Source organism: Nonomuraea sp. NPDC048892, assembly GCF_040649735.1.
Lineage (GTDB): Bacteria > Actinomycetota > Actinomycetes > Streptosporangiales > Streptosporangiaceae > Nonomuraea > Nonomuraea maheshkhaliensis.
In genome coordinates, this window is record NZ_JBEZFZ010000004.1 from 644,893 (window position 1) to 665,663 (window position 20,771).

The 20,771-nt window shown below is 71.5% G+C and carries 18 protein-coding genes; 9 read left to right on the top strand and 9 right to left on the bottom strand.

Going from position 1 to position 20,771, the window contains the following annotated elements; translation table 11 throughout:
- Window positions 1-49 precede the first annotated feature (49 nt).
- From AB0C28_RS16635 to AB0C28_RS16645, 3 genes are all read left to right on the top strand, one after another.
- Window positions 50-574, top strand: coding sequence for a hypothetical protein (locus AB0C28_RS16635; protein WP_357836549.1), 525 nt, complete (start codon window positions 50-52; stop codon window positions 572-574).
- Entirely contained in the window at window positions 571-2,121 is a 1,551-nt protein-coding gene (locus AB0C28_RS16640; RefSeq protein WP_358075203.1) for a multicopper oxidase domain-containing protein, read from the top strand. The genes AB0C28_RS16635 and AB0C28_RS16640 overlap by 4 nt, the downstream gene beginning before the upstream one ends.
- A gap of 117 nt (window positions 2,122-2,238) precedes the next feature.
- The gene (locus AB0C28_RS16645) at window positions 2,239-3,105 is read left to right on the top strand and encodes a fumarylacetoacetate hydrolase family protein (RefSeq protein WP_357836543.1); all 867 of its coding nucleotides are present in this window, start codon (window positions 2,239-2,241) and stop codon (window positions 3,103-3,105) included.
- A gap of 40 nt (window positions 3,106-3,145) precedes the next feature.
- Here AB0C28_RS16645 and AB0C28_RS16650 read toward each other — a convergent pair whose 3' ends face one another.
- The 9 genes from AB0C28_RS16650 to AB0C28_RS16690 form a co-directional block, all read right to left on the bottom strand.
- Window positions 3,146-5,191 (bottom strand): glycosyl hydrolase family 28-related protein, encoded by a 2,046-nt coding sequence (locus AB0C28_RS16650; RefSeq protein ID WP_358075206.1) that lies wholly within the window; start codon window positions 5,189-5,191, stop codon window positions 3,146-3,148.
- Window positions 5,192-5,329: 138 nt separating this feature from the next.
- The gene (locus AB0C28_RS16655) at window positions 5,330-5,644 is read right to left on the bottom strand and encodes a hypothetical protein (protein WP_357836537.1); all 315 of its coding nucleotides are present in this window, start codon (window positions 5,642-5,644) and stop codon (window positions 5,330-5,332) included.
- A 2-nt stretch (window positions 5,645-5,646) separates the two neighbouring features.
- Entirely contained in the window at window positions 5,647-6,684 is a 1,038-nt protein-coding gene (locus AB0C28_RS16660) for a hypothetical protein (protein ID WP_358075209.1), read from the bottom strand.
- A gap of 165 nt (window positions 6,685-6,849) precedes the next feature.
- The gene (locus tag AB0C28_RS16665) at window positions 6,850-8,319 is read right to left on the bottom strand and encodes a sulfatase-like hydrolase/transferase (protein ID WP_357836531.1); all 1,470 of its coding nucleotides are present in this window, start codon (window positions 8,317-8,319) and stop codon (window positions 6,850-6,852) included.
- On the bottom strand, window positions 8,316-9,284 hold the full coding sequence (locus AB0C28_RS16670; protein ID WP_358075212.1) for an aliphatic sulfonate ABC transporter substrate-binding protein: 969 nt from the start codon (window positions 9,282-9,284) through the stop codon (window positions 8,316-8,318). The genes AB0C28_RS16665 and AB0C28_RS16670 overlap by 4 nt, the downstream gene beginning before the upstream one ends.
- A gap of 29 nt (window positions 9,285-9,313) precedes the next feature.
- Window positions 9,314-10,093 carry an ABC transporter ATP-binding protein gene (locus tag AB0C28_RS16675; protein WP_357836525.1) on the bottom strand — a complete coding sequence of 260 codons (780 nt, stop codon included), beginning with the start codon at window positions 10,091-10,093 and terminating at the stop codon, window positions 9,314-9,316.
- Window positions 10,090-10,899, bottom strand: coding sequence for an ABC transporter permease (locus AB0C28_RS16680; RefSeq protein ID WP_357836523.1), 810 nt, complete (start codon window positions 10,897-10,899; stop codon window positions 10,090-10,092). Before AB0C28_RS16680 ends, AB0C28_RS16675 begins: the two co-directional genes overlap by 4 nt.
- On the bottom strand, window positions 10,896-12,134 hold the full coding sequence (locus AB0C28_RS16685) for an ROK family protein (protein WP_357836521.1): 1,239 nt from the start codon (window positions 12,132-12,134) through the stop codon (window positions 10,896-10,898). The genes AB0C28_RS16680 and AB0C28_RS16685 overlap by 4 nt, the downstream gene beginning before the upstream one ends.
- Before the next feature lie 202 nt (window positions 12,135-12,336).
- Window positions 12,337-12,669 (bottom strand): putative quinol monooxygenase, encoded by a 333-nt coding sequence (locus tag AB0C28_RS16690; RefSeq protein ID WP_358075215.1) that lies wholly within the window; start codon window positions 12,667-12,669, stop codon window positions 12,337-12,339.
- 267 nt (window positions 12,670-12,936) lie between these two features.
- Between AB0C28_RS16690 and AB0C28_RS16695 the strand changes: the two genes are divergently transcribed.
- From AB0C28_RS16695 to AB0C28_RS16720, 6 genes are all read left to right on the top strand, one after another.
- Window positions 12,937-13,101, top strand: coding sequence for a hypothetical protein (locus tag AB0C28_RS16695; RefSeq protein ID WP_357836517.1), 165 nt, complete (start codon window positions 12,937-12,939; stop codon window positions 13,099-13,101).
- A complete protein-coding gene (locus AB0C28_RS16700) occupies window positions 13,098-13,763 on the top strand; it encodes an NAD(P)H-dependent oxidoreductase (RefSeq protein ID WP_358075218.1) in 666 nt (221 codons plus the stop codon). The genes AB0C28_RS16695 and AB0C28_RS16700 overlap by 4 nt, the downstream gene beginning before the upstream one ends.
- Before the next feature lie 90 nt (window positions 13,764-13,853).
- The gene (locus tag AB0C28_RS16705; protein WP_358075221.1) at window positions 13,854-15,251 is read left to right on the top strand and encodes a hypothetical protein; all 1,398 of its coding nucleotides are present in this window, start codon (window positions 13,854-13,856) and stop codon (window positions 15,249-15,251) included.
- Entirely contained in the window at window positions 15,248-16,198 is a 951-nt protein-coding gene (locus AB0C28_RS16710; RefSeq protein WP_358075224.1) for a DUF6569 family protein, read from the top strand. The genes AB0C28_RS16705 and AB0C28_RS16710 overlap by 4 nt, the downstream gene beginning before the upstream one ends.
- 271 nt (window positions 16,199-16,469) lie before the next feature.
- A complete protein-coding gene (locus AB0C28_RS16715) occupies window positions 16,470-19,370 on the top strand; it encodes a M36 family metallopeptidase (RefSeq protein ID WP_358075227.1) in 2,901 nt (966 codons plus the stop codon).
- Between the two features lie 123 nt (window positions 19,371-19,493).
- On the top strand, window positions 19,494-20,705 hold the full coding sequence (locus tag AB0C28_RS16720) for an amidohydrolase family protein (protein WP_358075230.1): 1,212 nt from the start codon (window positions 19,494-19,496) through the stop codon (window positions 20,703-20,705).
- Window positions 20,706-20,771 lie beyond the last annotated feature (66 nt).

The following is a 20,771-nucleotide window of genomic DNA, read 5'->3' on the forward strand; positions in this document are numbered from 1 at the left end:
GTCCGGTGCGGGATGTGGACGGAGGGGTGATCCGAGGAGCATTCCCGGCATGACCTCCTCGAACTCCGTTCCGCGACCGCGCGGCTGGATCGTCTGGTCGTTGCGGGTGACGGCCACCGGGCACCTGGCCGGTGTGCTCGTCCAGGCGGCGCTCGCCGGGCTGTTCGTCACCGGCGACGTCGATCTGCTGGCCTGGCACCGCGACAACGCCGGCTACACGCACGCGCTGCTCTACCTGCAACTGGTGGCCGCCGTGCTGCTGTGGCGGCCGGGACGCGGCCCCGGATGGCCGGCGCTGGCCGGGGTGGGGCTCGTGGTGCTGGAGACGGCGCAGGTGGGGCTGGGCCAGGCGCGGATCATCGCGGGGCACTTTCCGCTCGGCGTGGCCATCTTCGGGCTGTCGGCCGTCTTCACCGCGTGGACCTGGCGAGCGTTCCGCCGCCCCGCGCCTGTGGGGGACGGCGGTGCCTCCGACGTGGGGGTGGAAAGCGCGGGGGCGGAAAGCGCTTGGGCCGGAAGCACGGGGGCCGGTGGCGTTGCGGGCGGGCGCGGCGATGCCGGGGGTGGCGCATGAGCCGGGTCGGGGCCGGAGGGTTCTCGCGGCGGGCGTTCCTGGGGGTGCTGGGCGGGGCCTCGTTGGGCGTGGCGGGGTGCAGGGCGACGGCCGAGGTGGCCGGGCAACTGCTGCGGAGCAGGGCACGGCTGCCCAAGCCGTTCACGGTGCCGCTGCCGATCCCGGACGTGGCCAGGCCGGTGGCTCCCGGCCGGTACGAGGTGACGCAGCGGGTGGCGGCGGCCGAGATCCTGCCAGGGCTGCGTACCGAGGTGTGGGGGTACGGCGGCACCTTCCCCGGGCCCACGTTCGAGCTGCGGCGCGGGGAGCCCGCCACGGTCGCGGTGCGCAACGAGCTGCCCGTGCCCACCTCCACCCACCTGCACGGGGGCGTCACCCCGCCCGGCTCCGACGGCTACCCGACCGACCTCGTCGTGCCCGCCGGCTCCGCGCTGCGGCCGGCTCACCCAGGGGAGGTGCACCATCCGCTGGTCAAGGAGTACCGCTACCCGGTCGGCCAGCGCGCCGCCACGCTCTGGTATCACGACCACCGGATGGACTTCACCGCGCCGCAGGTGTGGCGGGGGCTGGCCGGGATGGCGCTGGTGCGGGACGACGAGGAGGACGCCCTGCCGCTGCCGCGTGGCGAGCGGGAACTGCCGCTGATGATCTGCGACCGGGCCTTCGAGGAGGACGGCTCGTTCCGCTACCCGCAGCCGTTCGACGCCCCGCCGGCCGGACACACCCCGCCGACCGGGCACGGGCGGCACGGCCCGCCGAACGGCTGGGGGAAGCTCGGCGGTGACTACATGGAGGGGGTCGAAGGGGACGTGATCCTGGTGAACGGCGCCCCCTGGCCGGTCGCCGAGGTCACGGCCACCCGCTACCGCCTGCGCCTGCTGAACGCCTCCAACGCCCGCAGATACCTGCTCCGGCTGACCCCCGGCGGCCGGTTCACGCAGATCGGCAGCGACTCCGGGCTGCTCGCCGCCCCGGTGGCGCACGACGCGATCCCGATCTCCCCCGGCGAACGGTACGACGTCGTCGTCGACTTCTCCGCCTACCCGGTCGGCACCGCCGTCACCCTGGTCAACGCCCTGGCCGACGGGCCGGCCGGGAACGTCATGCGCTTCGTCGTCACTCGGCGGGCGCCCGACGACGGCGCCGTGCCGGCCGTCCTGTCCCGTCCCCCGCAGCGGGTGCGCCCCGTGACCACCCGCCGCTTCGACTTCCGCGCGACGGACGGCGCGTGGACGATCAACGGGCAGCGCTACCGCCCCGGCGTGCCGCTGGCCCGCCCCCGCCTGGGCACCGCCGAGATCTGGCGGCTGACCGGCGACTTCCGCCATCCCGTGCACGTGCACCTGGCTCACTTCCAGGTGCTGGCCAGGAACGGCCGGCCGCCGGCCGCCACGGACGCGGGCTGGAAGGACACTGTGGACGTGCGCCCGTACGAGGTCGTGGACGTGCTCGCCCGCTTCGACGGCCACCGCGGCACGTACATGCTGCACTGCCACAACCTCGAACACGAGGACATGGCGATGATGGCCGACTTCGAGGTGATCTGAGGGGATATGACCGGAGGGGCCCCTCCCGATCAACCCGTCGAACTACTAAGTTGATCCCATAGGGGACTATTCATCGGATGACCAATGCCCCCTCGTCTGATGGAGCTAGGAGCAGGCATGCAGATCGTACGGTTCACCAGCCCTCTGACCAGCGCCGACGCTGTCGGGATCGATGACGGCGAGCAGGTGGTGGAGCTGGCCGGGATCACCACCGTGGGCGAGCTGCTCCGGTTGTCCTCCGATGAGCTGCGCCGGCGCTGCGCGGAGGCGGACGGGCCACGGCACCCGTCCGGGTCGGTGCGGCGGCTGGCTCCCGTGGACGGGCGGATGGAGGTGTGGGCGGCCGGCGTCACCTACCGGCGCTCGCGCGAGGCCAGGGTGCTGGAGAGCGAGCGGGCCGCCGACGTGTACGAGCTGGTCTACGACGCCGAGCGGCCCGAGCTGTTCTTCAAGTCGGTGGCGTGGAAGGTGTCCGGCGACGGCGGGCGCATCTCGGTCCGCGAGGACTCGGGCATCGACGTGCCGGAGCCGGAGCTCGGGCTGGTGCTGAATGCGCACGGGGAGATCGTCGGCTACACGGTCGTGGACGACGTCAGCTCGCGCACCATCGAGGGGGTCAACCCGCTCTACCTGCCGCAGGCCAAGATCTACCTTGGCGCGTGCGCGGTGGGGCCGGCGATCAGGCCCGCGTGGGAGGTCGCGGACCCGTACGCGCTGGACATCTCGCTGAGCATCGCCAGGGCGGGGGAGACGGTGTGGGACGGCAAGGCGAGCACCTCCCAGCTGAACCGGCGCCTCGACGACCTGGCCGGCTACCTGTTCCGCGCCGACTCCTTCCCCGACGGCGCGGTGCTCGCCACCGGGACGTGCCTGGTGCCCGACCTGCCCTTCACGCTCCAGGACGGCGACACGGTGACCATCGGCATCGGCGAGATCGGCACCTTGACCACCACCGTGGTCAAGGGCCTGGCCGCCATGAGCTGAGCGCGGGGACGCTCCCGCTCGGAGGCGGGAGCGTGCCCTCTCACCAGGGTGACGGGGCCGGAGGCGGGACCACCGGCGGGCGGTCGTCACAGGTGATGGTGTTCGGCAGCAGCCACGGCGCCAGCCAGCCCCCGTCGTTCCCGCCCCGATCCGTCAGCGAGAACTCCGACCCGGTCGCGGGGAAGCCGAACGAGCCGCAGTTGTTCACCCCGACTGCCCCGACGTTGCGCGCGTCGACGTTCTCGAACGTGGCCGACCCCTTCACCCGGGCGCTGACCACGGAGGTGCCGGTGCCGTCCACCCGGATGTCCTTGAAGCGCACGTTCGTGATCGCGTACAGATCCTTCACCGACCACTCGCTGACCAGCATGATCGCGTTGTAGGTGTTGTCGAGGAAGTCGTTTCCGGTCACCCGGACGTCGGCGGCGATGTCCCGCTCCAGCGCGTAGAACCAGATGGCACCCAGGCCGATGTTCCAGTTGAGCTCGTAGGTGCCGGATCTGACCGTCGTGTTGCCGGTGATGTCGAGCCGGCCGGTGAACGGTTCCGCGCCGAAGCGGGAGCCCACCTGGAGGGCGCTGCCCTCCCTGACCGGGTCGGCGATCAGGTTGCCGGAGATCGTGTTGTCGCCGCCGCCGTAGACGGCGATGCCGTTGGCCAGCACGGGGCTCTGCACGGTGTTGCGGGCGAACGTGTTGCCGGTGTTCTGGATCTTCTCCGACCACATGGCCAGGGCGTCGTCACCGGTGTTGCGGAGGAAGTTGTCCGCCACGAGCGAGTTCGTCACGCCGGTGTGGAAGTTGATCGCGTCCGCGATCTGGTCGACGATGACGTTGTTCGTGATCCGCACGTTGCTCATCGGGCCGTCGAACCACATGCCGACCTTGGTGTGGCGCAGGTGCAGGCCGTCGATCGTGGAGTCGCTCATCGCGCCGCCGATGCCGTTGACCTGGTCGGTGTCGATGCGCTCGCGTACGTCGCCCTCGATCGCGAACCCCGACAGGTGCACGTTCCTGCTGCCGCCGTCGGCGGCGTCCCGGCCGTAGAAGCCGACGCCGGTGTGCGTGGAGCCGTCGGGGGCCGGGCCGGGCAGGGCGGTCTCGCGGCCCTTGATGATCGTGTACCAGCTGCCCGCGCCGGTGATGGTCACGTCGTCGACGATGATGTGCCGATTGATCTGGTACGTCCCCGGCGGCACGTACACCTTCAGCCGCTTGCGCTTGGCGAAGGCGATGGCCCGGTCGAACGCCCCGGCCGCGTCCCGCCGCCCCGTGGGGTCGGCGCCGAAGGCCAGCACGTTGGCCGCGAGCAGCTCGATCCGGGGCGGGCCGACGAGCTCGGAGTCGAGCAGGTCGATGACCGTCCATGCGGCCGCGCTCCCGGCCGGGGCGGTCAGCCGTACCTTGTCGCCCGCCCGGTACGTCCGCTTCAGCAGCAGGCGCTGCTCGTCGTAGAAGTGGCTGGGCCGGAACGGCTTGGGGATCACGGGCGGCGGGGTGGTGGCGGCGGGCACGCACGAGCACTCGGTGATCCACCAGTCGGGATGCAGCAGGCCGGCGCCGGGGTCGTTGGAGAACGGGTACTGGTTGTAGAGCCAGGCGTACTGCGACGTGAGCGTCATCGTGGTGCGGTCGCGGCCGTTGACCGTGACGTCGAGGGGCGCGGTGATGCCGCCTCCGCCGGGCGCATCGGGGATGCTGTAGCGGACGGTGATCGCGTTCGCCCTGGCCGGCAGGGTGAACTCCACGTGCCGGCCCGGCTCCAGCCGGACCGCCCTGCGCCCCGACGCCTCGGCGGGCAGCGTGTACGCGTCGCGGCCCGGCCCGATGACGGTGCCGTTCGTCGCCGCGTTCTCCGCCTCCTGCTCGGCGAAGGCCACCCGGGCGCCCCGGCCCGCGACCAGGGCGGGATCGAGTCCAGCCCTGGTGACGACGGGCGCCGTTGGGGCGGACCCGGCAGTGGACTCTGTGGCGGACTCGGTGGCGGACTCGGCGGCGGACTCGGCGGCGATCGGGCTGGCCGCGACGGGGCCGGTGAGGCTCAAGGTCAGGGCGGCGACGGTGGCCGCGGTGAGGGTGCGACGCATCGCGTCCTCGTTTCTCTCGGGGGGTGAGGCGACAGTAGGCCGCTCGCACACCCCTCGACAAGACCCTGTGAACTACTTTCGGCTACTCCTCAAATTCTTGCGTTAGCGACGCAAACAGCTTGCGGAAATTACGTCGGACTACCAGCCCCACGGATCGTTCTCGGACGAGGGACCGAACTGGGCCGCCTCCTCGCGCAACCGTCCGGCGCGGTCGCGCAGGTTCTCGGCGGTGGCCAGGCACGAGTCCTCCAGCTCGCCCAGCTCACGGCGGAGCGAGCGCGCCCGCGTGAGGAACCGCTGCGCCGCGGGCCCCCTCCAGTACGGCTCGCAGTCGCCGGGCTCGGCCGGGATCCCCTCGAAGGCGTCCGCGAGCCCGCGCGCGTAGCGGGTGAAGGCAGCCGCCAGCGACTCCTTCTCGGCCGCGTCGCGCAGCAGTTGGTGCTTGGTGAGCATGCTCAGCGGTCCTCGATCTCCAGCGCCGCGCCGAGCCCGCGCACGACGGTACGCCAGGCCCGCTCCCGCAGCCCGTCCACGCCGGCGCCCGGCTTCAGTGCCTCGTGCACCGCGCTCGCCAGCGGCTCCGCGCAGCCGGGATCGCCGGTCGCGGCGTCCAGCAGGACGCGGGCCTCGTCCTGGTGCTCGGCCAGCAGTTGCTGGAACGCCAGCGGATCGCCCTCGTACGCCCGCACCAGCCCACGCGGGCTCCAGCCAGGGGCGGGCGGCCGGCCGAGCAGGCCCGTCGCCACCCGGTTCAGCATCGCGCCCGACTGCCCCGCGAGAGTGACCAGGTTCGTCAGGACATCGGGAGGGGCACTGTCCACCAGCTCATACCATTCGTCCCCAAGCCGCCCGGTCCGCTCCGCACTGGCGAACGCCTCAGCCAGCACCCGCCCACCCACCGATCCGCCGTCAGTGACCGGCCCGCCTTGGGGCGGTACGGCGTGGTCGGCCGGGCCGGCGCCGTCCGCAGGCCCGCCGCTGTCCGAGGTGGCGTGGCCCGACAGCAGGCGGGTGAAGGCGTCGGGTCCGATGGCCGCCAGCAGCGCCGCCGCGTAGGCGGGATCACCGGTCCTGCCCTCGGCTCCGGCCAAGGCTCGATCGACCACGCCGGCCGCCTCCTCGCCGCTCACTTCAGCCCCGGTCGCCGGCTGGTCCAGGGCTTGGAGGACGGCGCGCGCGGTCCGTTCCGCGGCCAGCACCGCCTCGGTCTCGCTGCCGAACGGGAACGTGCCGGTGAGCATGCCTCTTTCCCGCACCGGCACAAGCTGCTCCAACGTGTCGACGCGCCACTTCAGGTCCTGCTGGGACTCGTGGTAGAACTCCCAGGCGCGGCGCATGGCCGTGGTGCCCCGGTGACCGGCCCAGTCCTGGCCCGCCTCGGCGATGGCGGCGTCCAGCCCGGGTCGCGTCCGGCCCAGGACCCCCTTTCCCGCCTCCAACCGGCGGATCAGCTCTTGTGCCCAGCGGGGGTCGATCCCTACGAACTCCCCCATGAACCCTCCCAGAGGGGGTTATTTGCCAGGCGGGAGTCAAGCACATCAGAGGCGCCGCACGACACGCGTTTCACAGAACGGGAATCGCCGCCCTCAGATCACGCACCGAGCCGGCCGCGCTGAGCCAACCGTGCCGAGCCGCGCCGCGTCTCTGGACGCCCGTGCTCATCCCGATGCGCTCTCCTTCTCGAACGAGCTCAGCGTGGGGTCGTAGTCGAGGGCGCCGATGTCGTACATCGGAGTCATCCAGTGGTAGAAGTTGTCCCCCCGCTCCCGCAGCAGGTCGTACAGCCGCCGCATCATGCGCCGCCGGACCGGAGCCAGCTCGGGATGGGTGTACCGGTTGCTCAGCTCGTGCGGGTCGGTGCGCAGGTCATACAGCTCGTTGACCGACTCCGGGTTGACGACGAGCTTGTAGCGGTCGTCCCTGATCATGCGCTGCGGGTACGGGAAGTGGTGGCCGTGATACTCGGCGAGCAGCTCGCCCGGCCACTCGGGGCGTTCGCCGCGCACCAGCGGCACCAGGCTGCGGCTGTCCACGGCCGGCCCCGTGTCGCAGCCGGCCAGCTCCAGGATCGTCGCCGTGCAGTCGGTCAGCGACACGAACTCGTCCCTGACCTGCGGCGGCGCACCCGGGATCCGGATGACGCCGGCGATGCGGTAGATGTCCTCGTACATCGCCGGCCCCTTGTCGTGCAGCCGGTGCGCGCCGGTGAACTCGCCGTGGTCGGAGGTGAAGAACACCGACGTCCGATCGGTCAGCCCCAGTTCGTCCATGCGGTCGAGGATGCGGCCGATCTGCTGATCGATGAGCGTGACGTAACCCCAGTAAACCGCGATCAGCTTGCGGCTGACCTCGATCGGGATCGTGTCGAACGTCCAGTGCGCGCTGTAGTTCCGCTGCACCGGCGGCTTGCCCTCGAACGTCTCCGCGATCGACGGAGGCAGCTCCACCAGAGCGGGGTCGTACATGTCGAAGTACTCGTCCGGCAGCAGGTACGGCAGATGCGGCCCGAAGAAGTGGGTGGCCAGGAAGAACGGCCGCCCGTCGGCCGCGTACCGCTCCAGGTGCTCGATCGCCCTGGTCGCCAGGTAGTGCTCGAACGTGGCCTCCACCGGCTGGTGCAGCCGCGCCGCCAGCAGGTTGCCCTGGTTGCCGTTGGGCGTGGTGCCCCGGATCAGGTCCGAGATCCGGTACGGCGGCAGCCCCCGCTCCTCCAGGTAGGCCAGGTAGTCGGGGTGGTCGACCGGGTTGTGCCAGCCGGGCAGGTCGGGGCCGTCGAAGCCGTACGAGGCGGCGTTGCGCGTGGTGCCCCCGTGCCACTTGCCGATCAGCCCGAGCTGGTAGCCGCGCTCCTTCAGCGCCTCGGGGAAGGTGAACGCGTCCTCCCGCAGGTCCTCCAGATAGCCGACGTTGCGCTCGTAGTTCGCCAGCAGCCGGTGCCGGAACGGCGCCTGCCCGGTGAGCAGGCTGGCCCGCGCCGGCGTGCAGATGGCCGTCGGCGTGTAGAACCGGTCGAAGCGGGTGCCGGTGGCGGCCAGCCGGTCCAGGTTCGGCGTGGCGACGTGCGGGTTGCCGTAGCAGCCGAGGGTGTCGACACGGTGCTGGTCGGTCATCAGGAACAGCAGGTTCACTTCGTGAAGGCCTTCGTGTAGAGATCGCCGGTGTAGTACGTCGCGGGGTCGGGCCTCGACTTGAGCTGGCCGGTGCTGACGAAGAAGTCGCCCAGGCTGTTCAGCCACTTGGCGACGGTGCCGTCCTTGGTCTTGGCGACCAGGTCCTCGGTCGTCATCGTCTGGACGTTCGCCGCGTCGGCCTTGACCTTGGCCGGGTCCAGCTTGAGCAGCGCGGCCGACTCGGTGATCGCCTCCTCGGGATGCGCGGCCCGCCAGTCGTTCGCCTCCTGCAGCACCTTGATCACCTTGCTGGTGAGCGCGTCGTCCACCTTCGTGCCGCCCACGAACGCGGTCGGGAACGAGCTGTCGGGCCACTCCTTGGTGCTGGCCAGCTCCACCATGTCCGGCACCTGCCGCTTGATGTTGTCGATCAGCGGATACCAGATGCCCGCTCCGTCGATCTGCCCGGCCGCGAACGCCGAGACCACGGTGGCCGGGTCCATCCGCACCTTCTGGATGTCCTTGACCGTCATGCCGGCCTTCTGCAACGCCAGGTTGAGCACCATGTCGCCGGACGTTCCCTCGGGTACGCCGACCTTCTTGCCCTTCAGGTCCTGGATCGTCTTGATGCCGGGCCGGCCGATGACGCGGTCGGCGTAGGCGAGCGTGTTGATCGCGACGACCTTGGCCTTGCCGGTGGCGGGCAGCCACATCGCGCCCGGGCCGATGTAGCCGAAGTCGAGGTCGCCGGCGCCGAGCGCCTGGATCTGCAGCGGCCCGTTGGTGAAGACCTTGATCTCGGGGGTGAGGCCCTGCTTGTCCCACAGGCCCTGCTTGTCGGCGATGGCGAGCAGGCTCGCGCCGTTGTAGTCGCTGATGTAGCCGAACCTGACCGTGGAACCGTCGTCGGAGCAGGCGGTCACGGACAGTGTCAACAGGCTCACCGCGGCGGCGGCCGTCAGGGCGCGGCGAAGAGAACGCATGGCGGATCAGTCCTTTCTCGGGGGGTCGTTCAGGCCGCTGACGCGGCGGGCGCCTGGTGGTAGACGGCGTGCCAGACCTCGTTGCGGATCCGCCCGAACTCGGGCGAGAGCCGCATCTCCTCGGTCCTGGGATAGGGCAAGTCCACGTCGATGATCCGCTGGACGCGGCCGGGCCTGGCCGCCATCACGATCACCCGGCTGGCCAGGTAGACGGCCTCGTCCACGTCGTGGGTGATGAACATGACCGTGCGCTGGTCCTGGCTCCAGGTGTCGAGCAGCTGGTCCTGCAGCTGCACCCGGGTCAGCGCGTCCAGGGCGCCGAACGGCTCGTCCATGAGCAGCACCTGCGGGTTCACCGCGTACGCGCGGGCGATGGCGCAGCGCTGCTTCATCCCGCCGGACAGCGTCTTCGGCAGCGCGTCGGCGAAGTCGGACAGCCCGACCAGCTCGATCGCCCGCTCGGCCCGCCGCCTGCGCTCCTCGGCCGGCAGCTCCATGAGCTTCAGCCCGAACTCGACGTTCTTGCGCACGGTCAGCCACGGGAACAACGCGTACTGCTGGAAGATCACCCCCCGGTCCGGGCCAGGGCCGGTGACGGGCCTGCCGTCCACCAGCGTCTCGCCCGCGCTGGGCTCGACCAGCCCGGCGGCCATGCTCATCAGCGTGCTCTTGCCGCACCCCGACGGGCCCACGACCGTGACGAACTCGCGGTCGGCGATGTCCAGCGACACGTGGTCCAGGGCCGTGAAGGTGCCGTCCTTCATCGGGTAGGTCTTGACCACGTCCCTGAACGAGATCTTGGCGTTCATCGTCGCTCCTGCCAGTCAGTGAGGCGGCGCTCGGCGAGCAGCAGCAGCCGGTCCATCAGCAGGCCGAGCACGCCGATGGCGATCAGGCCCACGAAGATCGTGGACAGGTCGTAGTAGAGCTGGGCCTGCTGCATCCGGAAGCCCAGGCCCTCCTGGGCGGCGATCAGCTCGGCGGCGACCAGCGTGCCCCAGGCCGAGCCGAGCCCGACCCGCATCCCGACCAGGATGAACGGCGTCGAGGCCGGCACCACGACCTTGAGGAAGATCGTCCGGTCGGACGCGCCGAGCACCCTGGCGGCGTTGATCAGCGTCTTGTCCACGTCCACCACACCCTGGAACGTGGCCACGACGCTGGACAGGAACGACGCCAGGAAGATCACGAAGACCTTCGGCACCTCGCCGATGCCCATGAGCACGATGGCCAGCGGGATGATCGCCAGCGGCGGGATGGTGCGGAAGAACTGCACGTACGGCTCCAGCAGGCCGCGCGCGGTGGCGTACCAGCCCATCAGGAAGCCGATCGGGACCGCCAGCAGCGTGCCGAGCAGGAAGCCGAGCAGCACCCTGCGCAGGCTGGCCAGGGCGTCGAGCGGGAGGGTGCCGTCCGAGAGCAGCTCGGCCGCCTTGCCCGCCACCTCCACCGGCCCTGGCAGGCCCTGGACGCCGATGCCGGCCAGCAGCGTCCAGACGGCCAGGCCGATGACGACCGCGATCAGGTTGAGCGCGACGGCGCGCCGCGAGCGTTTGGGGCCGCGCCGCGCGACCGGGGCCGGCGACGACTTGCCCAGCGCGGTCAGCTGGGTCATGGGTGCCTCGTTTGCGTCATGGAGGGGACCTCCGCCAGGTCGGGCCCGGCCGGATAGCGGGAGAGCAGGGGGGATTCGTGCAGGACGAGGGCGATGCCGCCGAGCGCGCCGGCCACTTCGCCGAGCGTGGCGCGGCGCAGGCTCACGCGGTGCCGGGAGACCGGCATGACGTGGTCGTGCAGCGCCCGCTCTATCGGGCCGATCAGCGCGGGGCCGGTCTCCGTGAGCTCGCCGCCGACCACGATCACGCTGGGGCCGATGGCGTTGCAGACGGCGGCGAGCACCTCGCCGATCCTGGCGCCGACCCCGCTCAGCAGGGTCAGCGCGGCCGTCTCGCCCGCCCTGACGGCCTTGACCAGCTCAGGGATGTCCGCGGCCTGGCCACCGGCGCCGCGGTAGGCGTCCAGCACGGCTCTGATCGACGCGACGGTCTCCAGGCAGCCGGTGCCGCCGCAGTCGCAGCGGGAGCCGCCCGGCTCGACCGTGATGTGGCCGAACTCGCCGGACAGCCCGTACGCGCCGCGGTGCAGGGATCCGCCGACCACCAGCCCGCCGCCGACGCCGTGGGACAGGCGCAGGTAGAGCACGTCCTGGCCGCCCGCGGCCGCGCCCCAGATGGCCTCGCCCAGCGCGGCCAGCCGGGTGTTGTTGTCGAGCAGCACGGGGACGCCGAACCTCTGGCGCAGCAGCAGTTGCGCGGGATGTGGCGCGGAGTCCGGCTCGTCCTGCTCGCCGTACTGTTCTGGGCGGTCCTCGACCTGGGCGCCGACCACGCCGACGCCGATCGCGGAGAGCGCGCCCAGCCGCAGCGCCCCGGAGCCGGCCCCGGTGAGCGAGCCGACCAGCCGCTCGGCCAGCGCGACCCGCTCCTCCCACGGCAGGTCGGCGTCGTGCGGCTCGCTGGCCGAGCCGACGATCTCGTGGGCCACGTTTACGGCCGCCACGTGCAGCCCGCGGCGGGCGAAGTCGATGCCGATGGCCTGCCCGGCGTCCGGGTTGAGGGTCAGCGTCTCGGCCGGCCTGCCGCGCCCGCGCGGCGCGTCCTGCGAGGTGGCGGTGACGACGGCGCCCTCGGCGACCAGCTCCGCGAGGATGTCGTAGAGGGTCGTGCGGGACAGCCCGCAGTGCTTGCCCAGCTCGCCCCGGCTGAGCGGGCCGTGCTTGCGCAGCAGCCCGAGCACGAGCTCTTCGTGCCCGCGCCGGAGTTGCGACAAGGGGCCATGGGGTTGTGCCATGACGCTGAGTCTGCCGACGCCCGAGCTTTTTCGTCAATAACCCGGAAAAAACATTTCCGTCTCGGGAGTGGGCGCTGTGAGCTGGGATGGCGGGGGATTCGGGGCGGTTTGCGACGATCGTAACGTTCGCGTAACGGGAGCTCTGTGACGCTCCGAGCCCGAGCGACGCGTGGGTCGGGCTCGGGCTCGGGGTGTGGTGGGATCAGTCGCGGTTGGGGACCGCCATCTCGCCCAGCTCGGACCAGTCGTCCTGGTCGAGGGTGGCGTTGACGATGCGGGGAGTCTCGGCGAGGTGCCGCGGCAGCGTCTGCTGGGCCTGCTTGAAGTGTGCCGACTGGACGTGCGCCGCTCCCGCCTCGCCGTCCCTGAACGCCTCCACCAGCACGTATTCTGCCGGGTCGTCGAGGCTGCGCGACCAGTCGAACCACAGGCAGCCCGGCTCGGCGCGGGTCGCGGCGGTGAACTCGGCGGTGATCTCGGCCCAGCGCTCGGCGTACTCGGGCAGGACGCGGAACTTCGCGGTGATGAAGATCATCGAATCGGCTCCCTTGATCGGCGGCGTTACCGGACGAGCCTAGCGACGGATGATTCTCTATATCTCATGTAGGAAATGTTGACTTTGCTGCGCGGGGCTCGTAGCTTCGTACGCATGAGGACTCCGGTGTGCTGTCATGGGACGAATCGTTCGCCGGGCTGGACGTGCGGACGCGCGAGAGGCTGCAGGAGACCCTCGCTCGCGTCCGGCAGCACACCGGCACAACCATCGCCTTCGTCGCGAGGGAACGGAAGGTGGCGGCCCACCATGGCTGAGACGACGCGTCGGTACGCGGCGCAGGACGCGCGCGAGGGCGACGTCCACTGGTACGACCTGCCGGACGACGAGGCGGAGGAGCTGTTCCCCGCCGTCGTGGAGAGTGCTGTCCTGGAGAGTGCCGTCGTGGAGAGTGAGGAGGCGGTGACCCGATGACCGTGGTCGCCCTGGTCGGCAACCCCCGCGAAGGCTCCAGGACCCTGACCGCGGCCACCGAGGCGGCCCGCGCCGTCACCCTGCGCCTCACGACGGACGAGTCCGGTTCGCCGCTCGGCGCGCCTGCGAACGGGGCATCCGGGAGCGGGGCATCCGGGAACGGGACGGCGGGCGGCGGATCCGCGGAGCTCGGGGCCGCGGATCCGCACGCCGGCCGGCCGTACGAGGTGGTGGATCTGTCGGCGCTCGGGCCGCACCTGCTCGCCCCCGGCGCCCACCCCGGCGTCGAGGTGGCGCTGGAGCTGGTACGGGAGGCGAGCGTGCTGGTGGTGGCCAGCCCGACGTACAAGGGCACCTACACCGGCCTGCTCAAGTCGTTCCTCGACCGGCTGCCCCCGCAGGCGCTGGCGGGCGCGGCCGCGCTGCCGCTGCTGGTCATGGGGGACGCCAAGCACGCCCTGGCGGTGGAGGTGCACCTGCGCCCGCTGCTGGTGGAGCTGGGCGCGAGCGTGCCCACGCCGGGACTGGCGTTCCTGGAGTCGGACTTTTCCCGGCTGGAGGAGGTCGCGGCGACCTGGGCCGACCGGATCGCCCCCCAGGTACGCGCGATCACCGCACTCGGGAACGCGGCTCCGGCCGCCGTTTCCCGGAGCGGCGCATAGTCCTCCGCGCGTTATTCGAGATGCGACCGGAAATGGCCTGACCGGAAAATCAGTTTCTTTTCCCGATCTTCATTTCTAAACTCGAATTTCGTGGACACCCCAACTCTTCTCCACCATTTCCGGACTCATGACGTTCCGCTGGTTCTGGCCAGGAGCGGCGAGCCGGTCTGGGACGACGCGGAGCTCCACCGGACTGCCCAGCTGAGCGACCCGGAGGGGTACGCGCTGCTCGCGCTGGTGCCCGGTGTGCTCCCCTGGCAGCGCGCCCGCGTGCTGCTGCGGACGCTGGCCGCCACGCAGGACGGCCTGGACGAGCGGACCCGCGCCACGCTGGCCAAGGTCACCAGGGCGCTCATGTTCGGCCTGCCGCCCGCGTACGCGCTCACCGCCCTGCTGGCGCTGCGGCGGCTGCGGGCCAACCACAAGCACGTCACCCGGGCTGTCGTCGCGTTCGTCCTGGAGCACCCGGAGGCGGACGCGCTGATCGAGGCACGCCGTCCCGCGCTGGTCGACTGCTTCGAGCACGCGCTCGGAAAGACGACCGCCCGCGCCTGCGCCCGCTTGATCGCCGAAACGGCCGAAGCCACCCAAGCCACCGAAGCCACCCAAGCCACCGAAGCCACCCAAGCCACCGAAGCCACCCAAGCCGGCGAAACCGCCGGAATCACGGAAACGGCCAAGGGCGACGGCGGCCGGTACCTGCGCAGGAGTCTGCTGCGCTTCACCGCCGACCCCGTGCTCGCGACCAAGCGGCTGCGCGCGCTCTACGCCCCCGGCACGTACGGCGTGCCGGCCCCGCAGGAGCCGCCCGCGCCGCTCGACCCGGTCAGGGAGTACCCGCCGATCGTCACCCCCACCAACCGGGGCGACATCGCCGCCACGCTGGTCCACCTCTACCAGGGCGGACCGGCCGCCGAGCTGGGCCCGGCCCTGGCCGGATACGTGGCGGCGGCGACGCGCGGGCTGCCCAGGCTGGACGCGAGCGTGGCCATGGTGCTGGACACGTCCGGCTCCATGCGCGGGTACGGCGAGCGCGAGTGGGCCGTCATGTCGCAGGCCGTCGCGCTGCGGCTGGTGCTGGCCGAGATCTGCGACCGGTTCACGGTCGTCGAGACCGGCGGGAGCGAGCGGGCCCCGATGGGCTCGGCCGACCTGGCCTGCGGGCTGCTCGACGCGCTCGGCACCGGCCCCGACCTGGTGGTGGTCGTCACCGACGGCTACGAGAACCACCTGCCGGGCGACCTGGCGCGGGTGGCGTCCACGCTGCCCCGCGCCGGCGTCACCACGCCCGTGGTGCGCTGCCTGGCGGCGTTCACCAGGGGCGACGACCTGACCCTGCGCGACCCCGCGCCCGCCCTGCCCGGGCAGGCGTTCTGGCACCAGGACGACTTCGCCGGGCTGCTGGCGTGGATGTTCGCCCACTGCGCGCCCGGCGTGGAATGGCTCCGCGCGACGATGCTCGGCCGACTGGAAGGAGGAAGGACATGACGAGCCTTGCCACACTCCTGCCCGAGCCGCTCGACCTGGGCGGCTACCGGGCGGGCACCCCGCAGCGCGCAGGCGCGCTGACCATGGTGCCGGTCTACGGGCCGGCCCGTCCCGGCATCGTGCCGCCCCGCTCCGGGCTGAAGCTCAAGCGGGTCGTCGGCTACGGCCAGGTGGAGCTGTCGAACGGCGCCCGCGAGGGCGTGGCGATCGTGCCGCTGCACATCGGCTACATCCAGGACGCCGCCCAGAACCACGCCCTGTGCGCCTCGGCGCTGCTCGGCGCCGGGCAGACCAGGCGCTTCGACGACGCCTGCTGCGTCCAGGCCGCTCAGGGCGGCTACCTGGAGGGCCGCGACCAGTGGTTCTTCGTGCTGCCGGCCGAGCTGCGCGCCAGTGCGCTGGCGCTGCGCGGGCAGCGCAACTACGCGAAGCTGTGGGAGGAGATCAGCGAGCTCAACCGCGCGTGCGGGCTGCCGTCCAGGGGCCACCTGGAGCAGATCCTGTCGCGCAGGCGGGCCACGCTGACGCAGTTCCAGAGCCGGCTGGAGCTGATGCCGGGGCAGCTCGGCGCGCTCTTCTTCGTCGGTGACCGGTTCGCGGGGCTGGAGCTGGCGCCCGACTCCGCCTACTTCGCCGAGGTGTGGACGGCTCTGGTGTGCTTCGCGTACGGAGTGGCGGCCTGGCGGGTGGAGCCCGAGCCGGAGGAGGCGCGGCCGTACGAGGCGGAGAGCCTGGCCGAGCTGCGCGCCGAGCTGGCGCGCGACCGGGCGGTGCGGCTGGCCGAGGTGGCCTCCTGGATGCCGGCGCCGGCCCGCGACGTGCGGCTGGCCGAGGAGGAGCGCTACCTCGACCTGCGGCTGTCCACGCTCACCGCCGACGGGCTGGCCGGGCAGGTGGTCACCGAGCACGGGCGGCCGGTGTACGCCTCCGTCTTCGCCACAGCGTAAAACCGGTTGCGACGCTCGCGGGGGCGGCGTTGAATGATCGGTGCGGGAACTGCTCCGGGCGCGGCGGCAAAAACCCTCATTCCATGTAAGGGATGGTCGCTACGGACGACTCTTCGTGTCGCCGAGGCGCCGGACATCTGTCCCGCACTTTTCAACTGCTTATACGCTGATATTTCTCGTTTTACAAGATCTTGTCAGCCAGGGTCGGTGATGTTACCTCTGTCGGGAGATGCGCGAAAGCTGCGCATCCCTGACACGCAGGAGGGAAAACGTGTCGACCAAGCCCTGGTTACGCAGCACACTCATCGTCGCCGCGCTCACAGCGTCGGCTCTACCCGTAGCGGGGGCGGCCCGGGGAGAACCCGGCGGGCAGGCCGCCGTCGTCCATGACTTCCAGGCGGAGAACCACGGCGAACCCGACGTGGACAACCGCCAGGGCCGGGTGCCGCCCCCGGCGGCGGCCAACGGGCGCGGCGCGGCCCCGGACGCGCGCATCACCTGGAACGCTCTCGGCACCCCCGCAGCCGTCGTCAGCGCGAAACCGCTGGCCGAGGGGTTGGGCTCCGACCCCGTCCAGGCCGCCAAGGCCTACCTCAAGGACAACGAGAGCATCTTCGGGCTGACGGCCGAGTCCGTGGACGCCCTGGAGACGGTCGCGGTCAACCCGATCGGGGCGGGCGCGGCCGTACTGCTGCGCCAGCGCTTCGGCGACCTGCCCGCCGGCGTGGACGGCCTCGTCGCCGTCGGCGTCTCCGGCGGCCAGATCAGGCACGTGACGTCCACGCTGTCACGCAGCACGGAAGCGCCTCCGGCCGCCGCGATCACCGCGGAGCGGGCCATGGAGATCGCGGCCGCCGATGGCGGCATCGACCTGGCCACGGCGATCACCAAGCAGGCCACCCCGGTGGCGGTGCCGGCGCCCGACGGCGTGCACAACGCGTTCCAGGTGGTCCTGATCGGCGGCGCGCAGGGCGCCGAGGCGGGGTACACGACGCACGTGGACGCGGTCAGCGGCGCGATCCTGACCCGGGAGAACCTGGTCGACCACTTCGACCCGGAGAACCCGCAGTGGGAGGCGTTCCCGTCCAACCCGCGCGACGACTACAGCTCGAAGGACACCCGCCAGACCTGGTGCTACGCGCCCGGCCCCGGCTGCGACTACGTCAGCGGCGGCGACCCCGGCACGGGCAAGGCGTGGGACGTGGACCACGCCACGAACGAGCCGACGAACACCAGCCTCGGCAACGCGGCCAAGACCTTCGAGAACCGGGCGAACGGCGACCCGTTCTCGGTCGGCACCCGATCCAACGTGGCCACCCCGAGCAGGAACTACGCCTACCCGTGGAAGAACGCCTGGTACAAGGCCAAGTGTGACCCGGCGGAGCTCGACCGGCCCGGCGAGGCCGACCTCGAGGCCGCCATCGCCAACCTGAACGCCATGCACAACCGCATGCACGACTGGTCCTACCGGCTCGGCTTCACCGAGACCGCCTGGAACATGCAGGTGGACAACGGCACGCGCGGCGGGCTCGGCAACGACCCCGAGCAGGGCAACGCCCAGGCGGGCGCACGGGTCCTGTCCGTACGCGACAACGCCAACCAGATCACCGGCCCCGACGGGGTCGCGCCGATCACGAACATGTACCTGTGGCAGCCGATCGCCGGCTCCTTCTACGCGCCGTGCGTGGACGGCGACTACGACATGTCGGTCATCGGGCACGAATACACGCACGCCATCTCCGGCCGCATGATCGGCGGGCCCAACGCCGGCTGGAGCGGCACCCAGCCCGGGGCCATGAACGAGAGCACCTCCGACCTGTTCGCCATGGAGTACCTCTACGAGTACGGCTTCCGCCCCTCGGGCCAGACCCCGTACGTCACCGGCGGCTACGTCACCGGCGACAAGGGGCGCGGCATCAGGAACTACGACATGTCGAAGTCGCCGCTCAACTACAGCGACCTGGCCTACGACATCGTCGGCACCCAGCCACACGCGGACGGCGAGATCTGGTCGGCCACACAGTTCGACGTGCGCGCGGCCTTCGTCAAGCGGTACGGCCAGGGCTCGGCCAAGCAGCAGAAGGCGTGCGCGGACGGCCGGACGCCGGTCGAGAAGTGCCCGGGCAACCGGCGCTGGGCGCAGCTCTCGTTCGACGCGCTGCTGCTGATGGCGACCGGCGCGGTCAGCTACGTCGACCACCGTGACGCGCTGCTGGCGGCCGACGCGATCCGCTTCGGCGGCGCGAACCAGGACATCATGTGGCGCGCGTTCGCCGAGCACGGCCTGGGCGAGGGCGCGGCGAGCAACGGCGCGAACGACGCCGACGCGACGCCGAGCTTCGTCGACCCGGCGGGCAGGAACGGCTCGCTGCAGCTCAAGCCCCTGGGCGAGGCGAAGGGCGCGGCGCTGCGGCTGTACGTGGGCGACTACGAGGGCCGCGTGGTCCCCGTCGCCGACACCGACCCGGCCACCCCGCTCGGTGACACGGTCGAGATGACCCCCGGCCAGTACGACTTCGTCGTCGTGGGCGCCGGCTTCGGCCACAAGCGGCTGAAGTACGCGGTCATCCCGGGCGTGAAGCTGCCGCTGCCGCTGGCGCTGACCCGCAACCACGCCTCGGCGGCGAACGGGGCGGCGGCGACGGGCGACGGCGTCAACCAGGCCAGGCTGATCGACGACACCGAGGCCACGAACTGGGCCTCGCTCACCGGCGCGCCGGCGGGCAAGTCGGTCGTGGTGGACCTGGCGGGCGACCGTCCGGTCAAGATCCGCCGGGTGCAGGTCAGCGCCCTGCTGCGGCCGAACGTCGGCGACCCGGCCGACCCGGGCGCGCAGAACCGCTTCTCCAGCCTGCGCTCGTTCGAGGTGCTGGCCTGCAGCGCGAACTGCGCCGACCCGGCCAGTTTCCGGAAGGTCTACACCAGCCGGACGAACGCGTTCGACGCCTCCCTGCCCAGGCCGAGGGGCGCCGACATGCTGATCAAGTCGTTCGACGTCAGGGACACGAACGCCACGCACCTGATGCTGCGCGCGCTCAGCACGCAGTGCACCGGCAACCCGCTGTTCGCCGGTGAGCAGGACGCCGACCCGAACTCCGCGACCGACTGCGCCACGGCCAGCCCGCAGCGGGACCAGGTCAGGGCGGCAGAGTTCCAGGCCTTCTCCCACTGATCCTTTCCGCAGTACGGCCCGCGTCCCGAACCGGGGCGCGGGCCCTTTTTTGCGTCTGATAGTTAGAGGACATACTATCTTGGGCATGGTTAGTCAGACATCGAACTATCGATGGGATGAGTCATGCGTACTCTGATCAGAAACGTCCGGGTCTTCGACGGCGAGCGGACCGTGACCGGCGCCGACGTCCTGATCGACGGCGACCGCATCGCGGAGCCGGACGCGCCGGCGGGCGTGAAGGTGGACGTGAAGGTGGACGGCACGGGCAAGACGCTGCTGCCCGGCCTGATCGACGCCCACGCGCACGCCTTCGACGGCGACCTGGCCGAGGCGCTGCGGTTCGGCGTCACGACCGAGCTGGACATGAACAACCTGCCGCCCACCCTGGCCGTCCAGCGCCGCCTGGCCGCCGAGCGCGACGACGTCGCCGACCTGCGCAGCTCCGGTATGGTCGCGACCGCGCCAGGCGGGCACCCCACCCAGATCATGACCGAGGACGTGCTGCGCGCCTTCGGCAGCGACACCGGCCTCGACACGGTCGCCGACGCCGACCAGGCCAAGGCGTTCGTGGCGGCGCGGGTGGACGAGGGCGCCGACTACCTGAAGATCGCCGTGGACGACGGGGCGGTCTCCGGCATGCGGCTGCCGGTCATCAGCCCCGAGTTGGCCGCCGTGCTGGTGGAGGCCGGGCACTCCGCCGGGCTCAAGGTCATCGCCCACACCGTGACGGCCAGGGAGGCGCTGATCGCGCTGGACGCCGGCGTGGACGGGCTTGCGCATCTCTACACGGACGTGGACGAGGAGGGCGCCGAGGACATGGCGGCCAGGGTCGCCGCGTACGACGTGTTCGTGGCCAGTACGATCACCTACGTCGAGGCCGTCTCAGGCGACCCCTACGGAGCCGAGCTGCTGCGCGATCCGCGCGTCGCGGCGCGGATGTCGGAGCGGTCGAAGGCCACCTTCAGCCGGGAGTTCACCGGCATCCCCATGCACGCGCAGGGTGTCGTCAACGCCTCGCACGCGGCGTCCGCGCTGCTGCGGGCGGGCGTGCCGCTCCTCGCCGGGACGGACGCGACGCCGTTCGGGCCCGTGCACGGGGCGGGTCTGCACCACGAACTGCTCATGCTCACCGAGGCCGGGTTGACGCCCGAGCAGGCGCTGAGCGCGGCGACCAGCCTCACGGCGCGCTGCTTCGGCCTGTCCGACCGGGGCCGGATCGCGCCGGGGCTCCGGGCGGACCTGCTGCTCGTGGACGGCGACCCGACCAGCGACATCACGGCTACCAGGGCCATCGCGGACGTGTGGCGGGCCGGCGTACGCCAGTCGCAGGGCTGATCGGGGTGGCGGTGCCCGAGACGATGGGGGCGGCGGTGGCCGGGGTGCGTGCGGCACTCTGGGGGC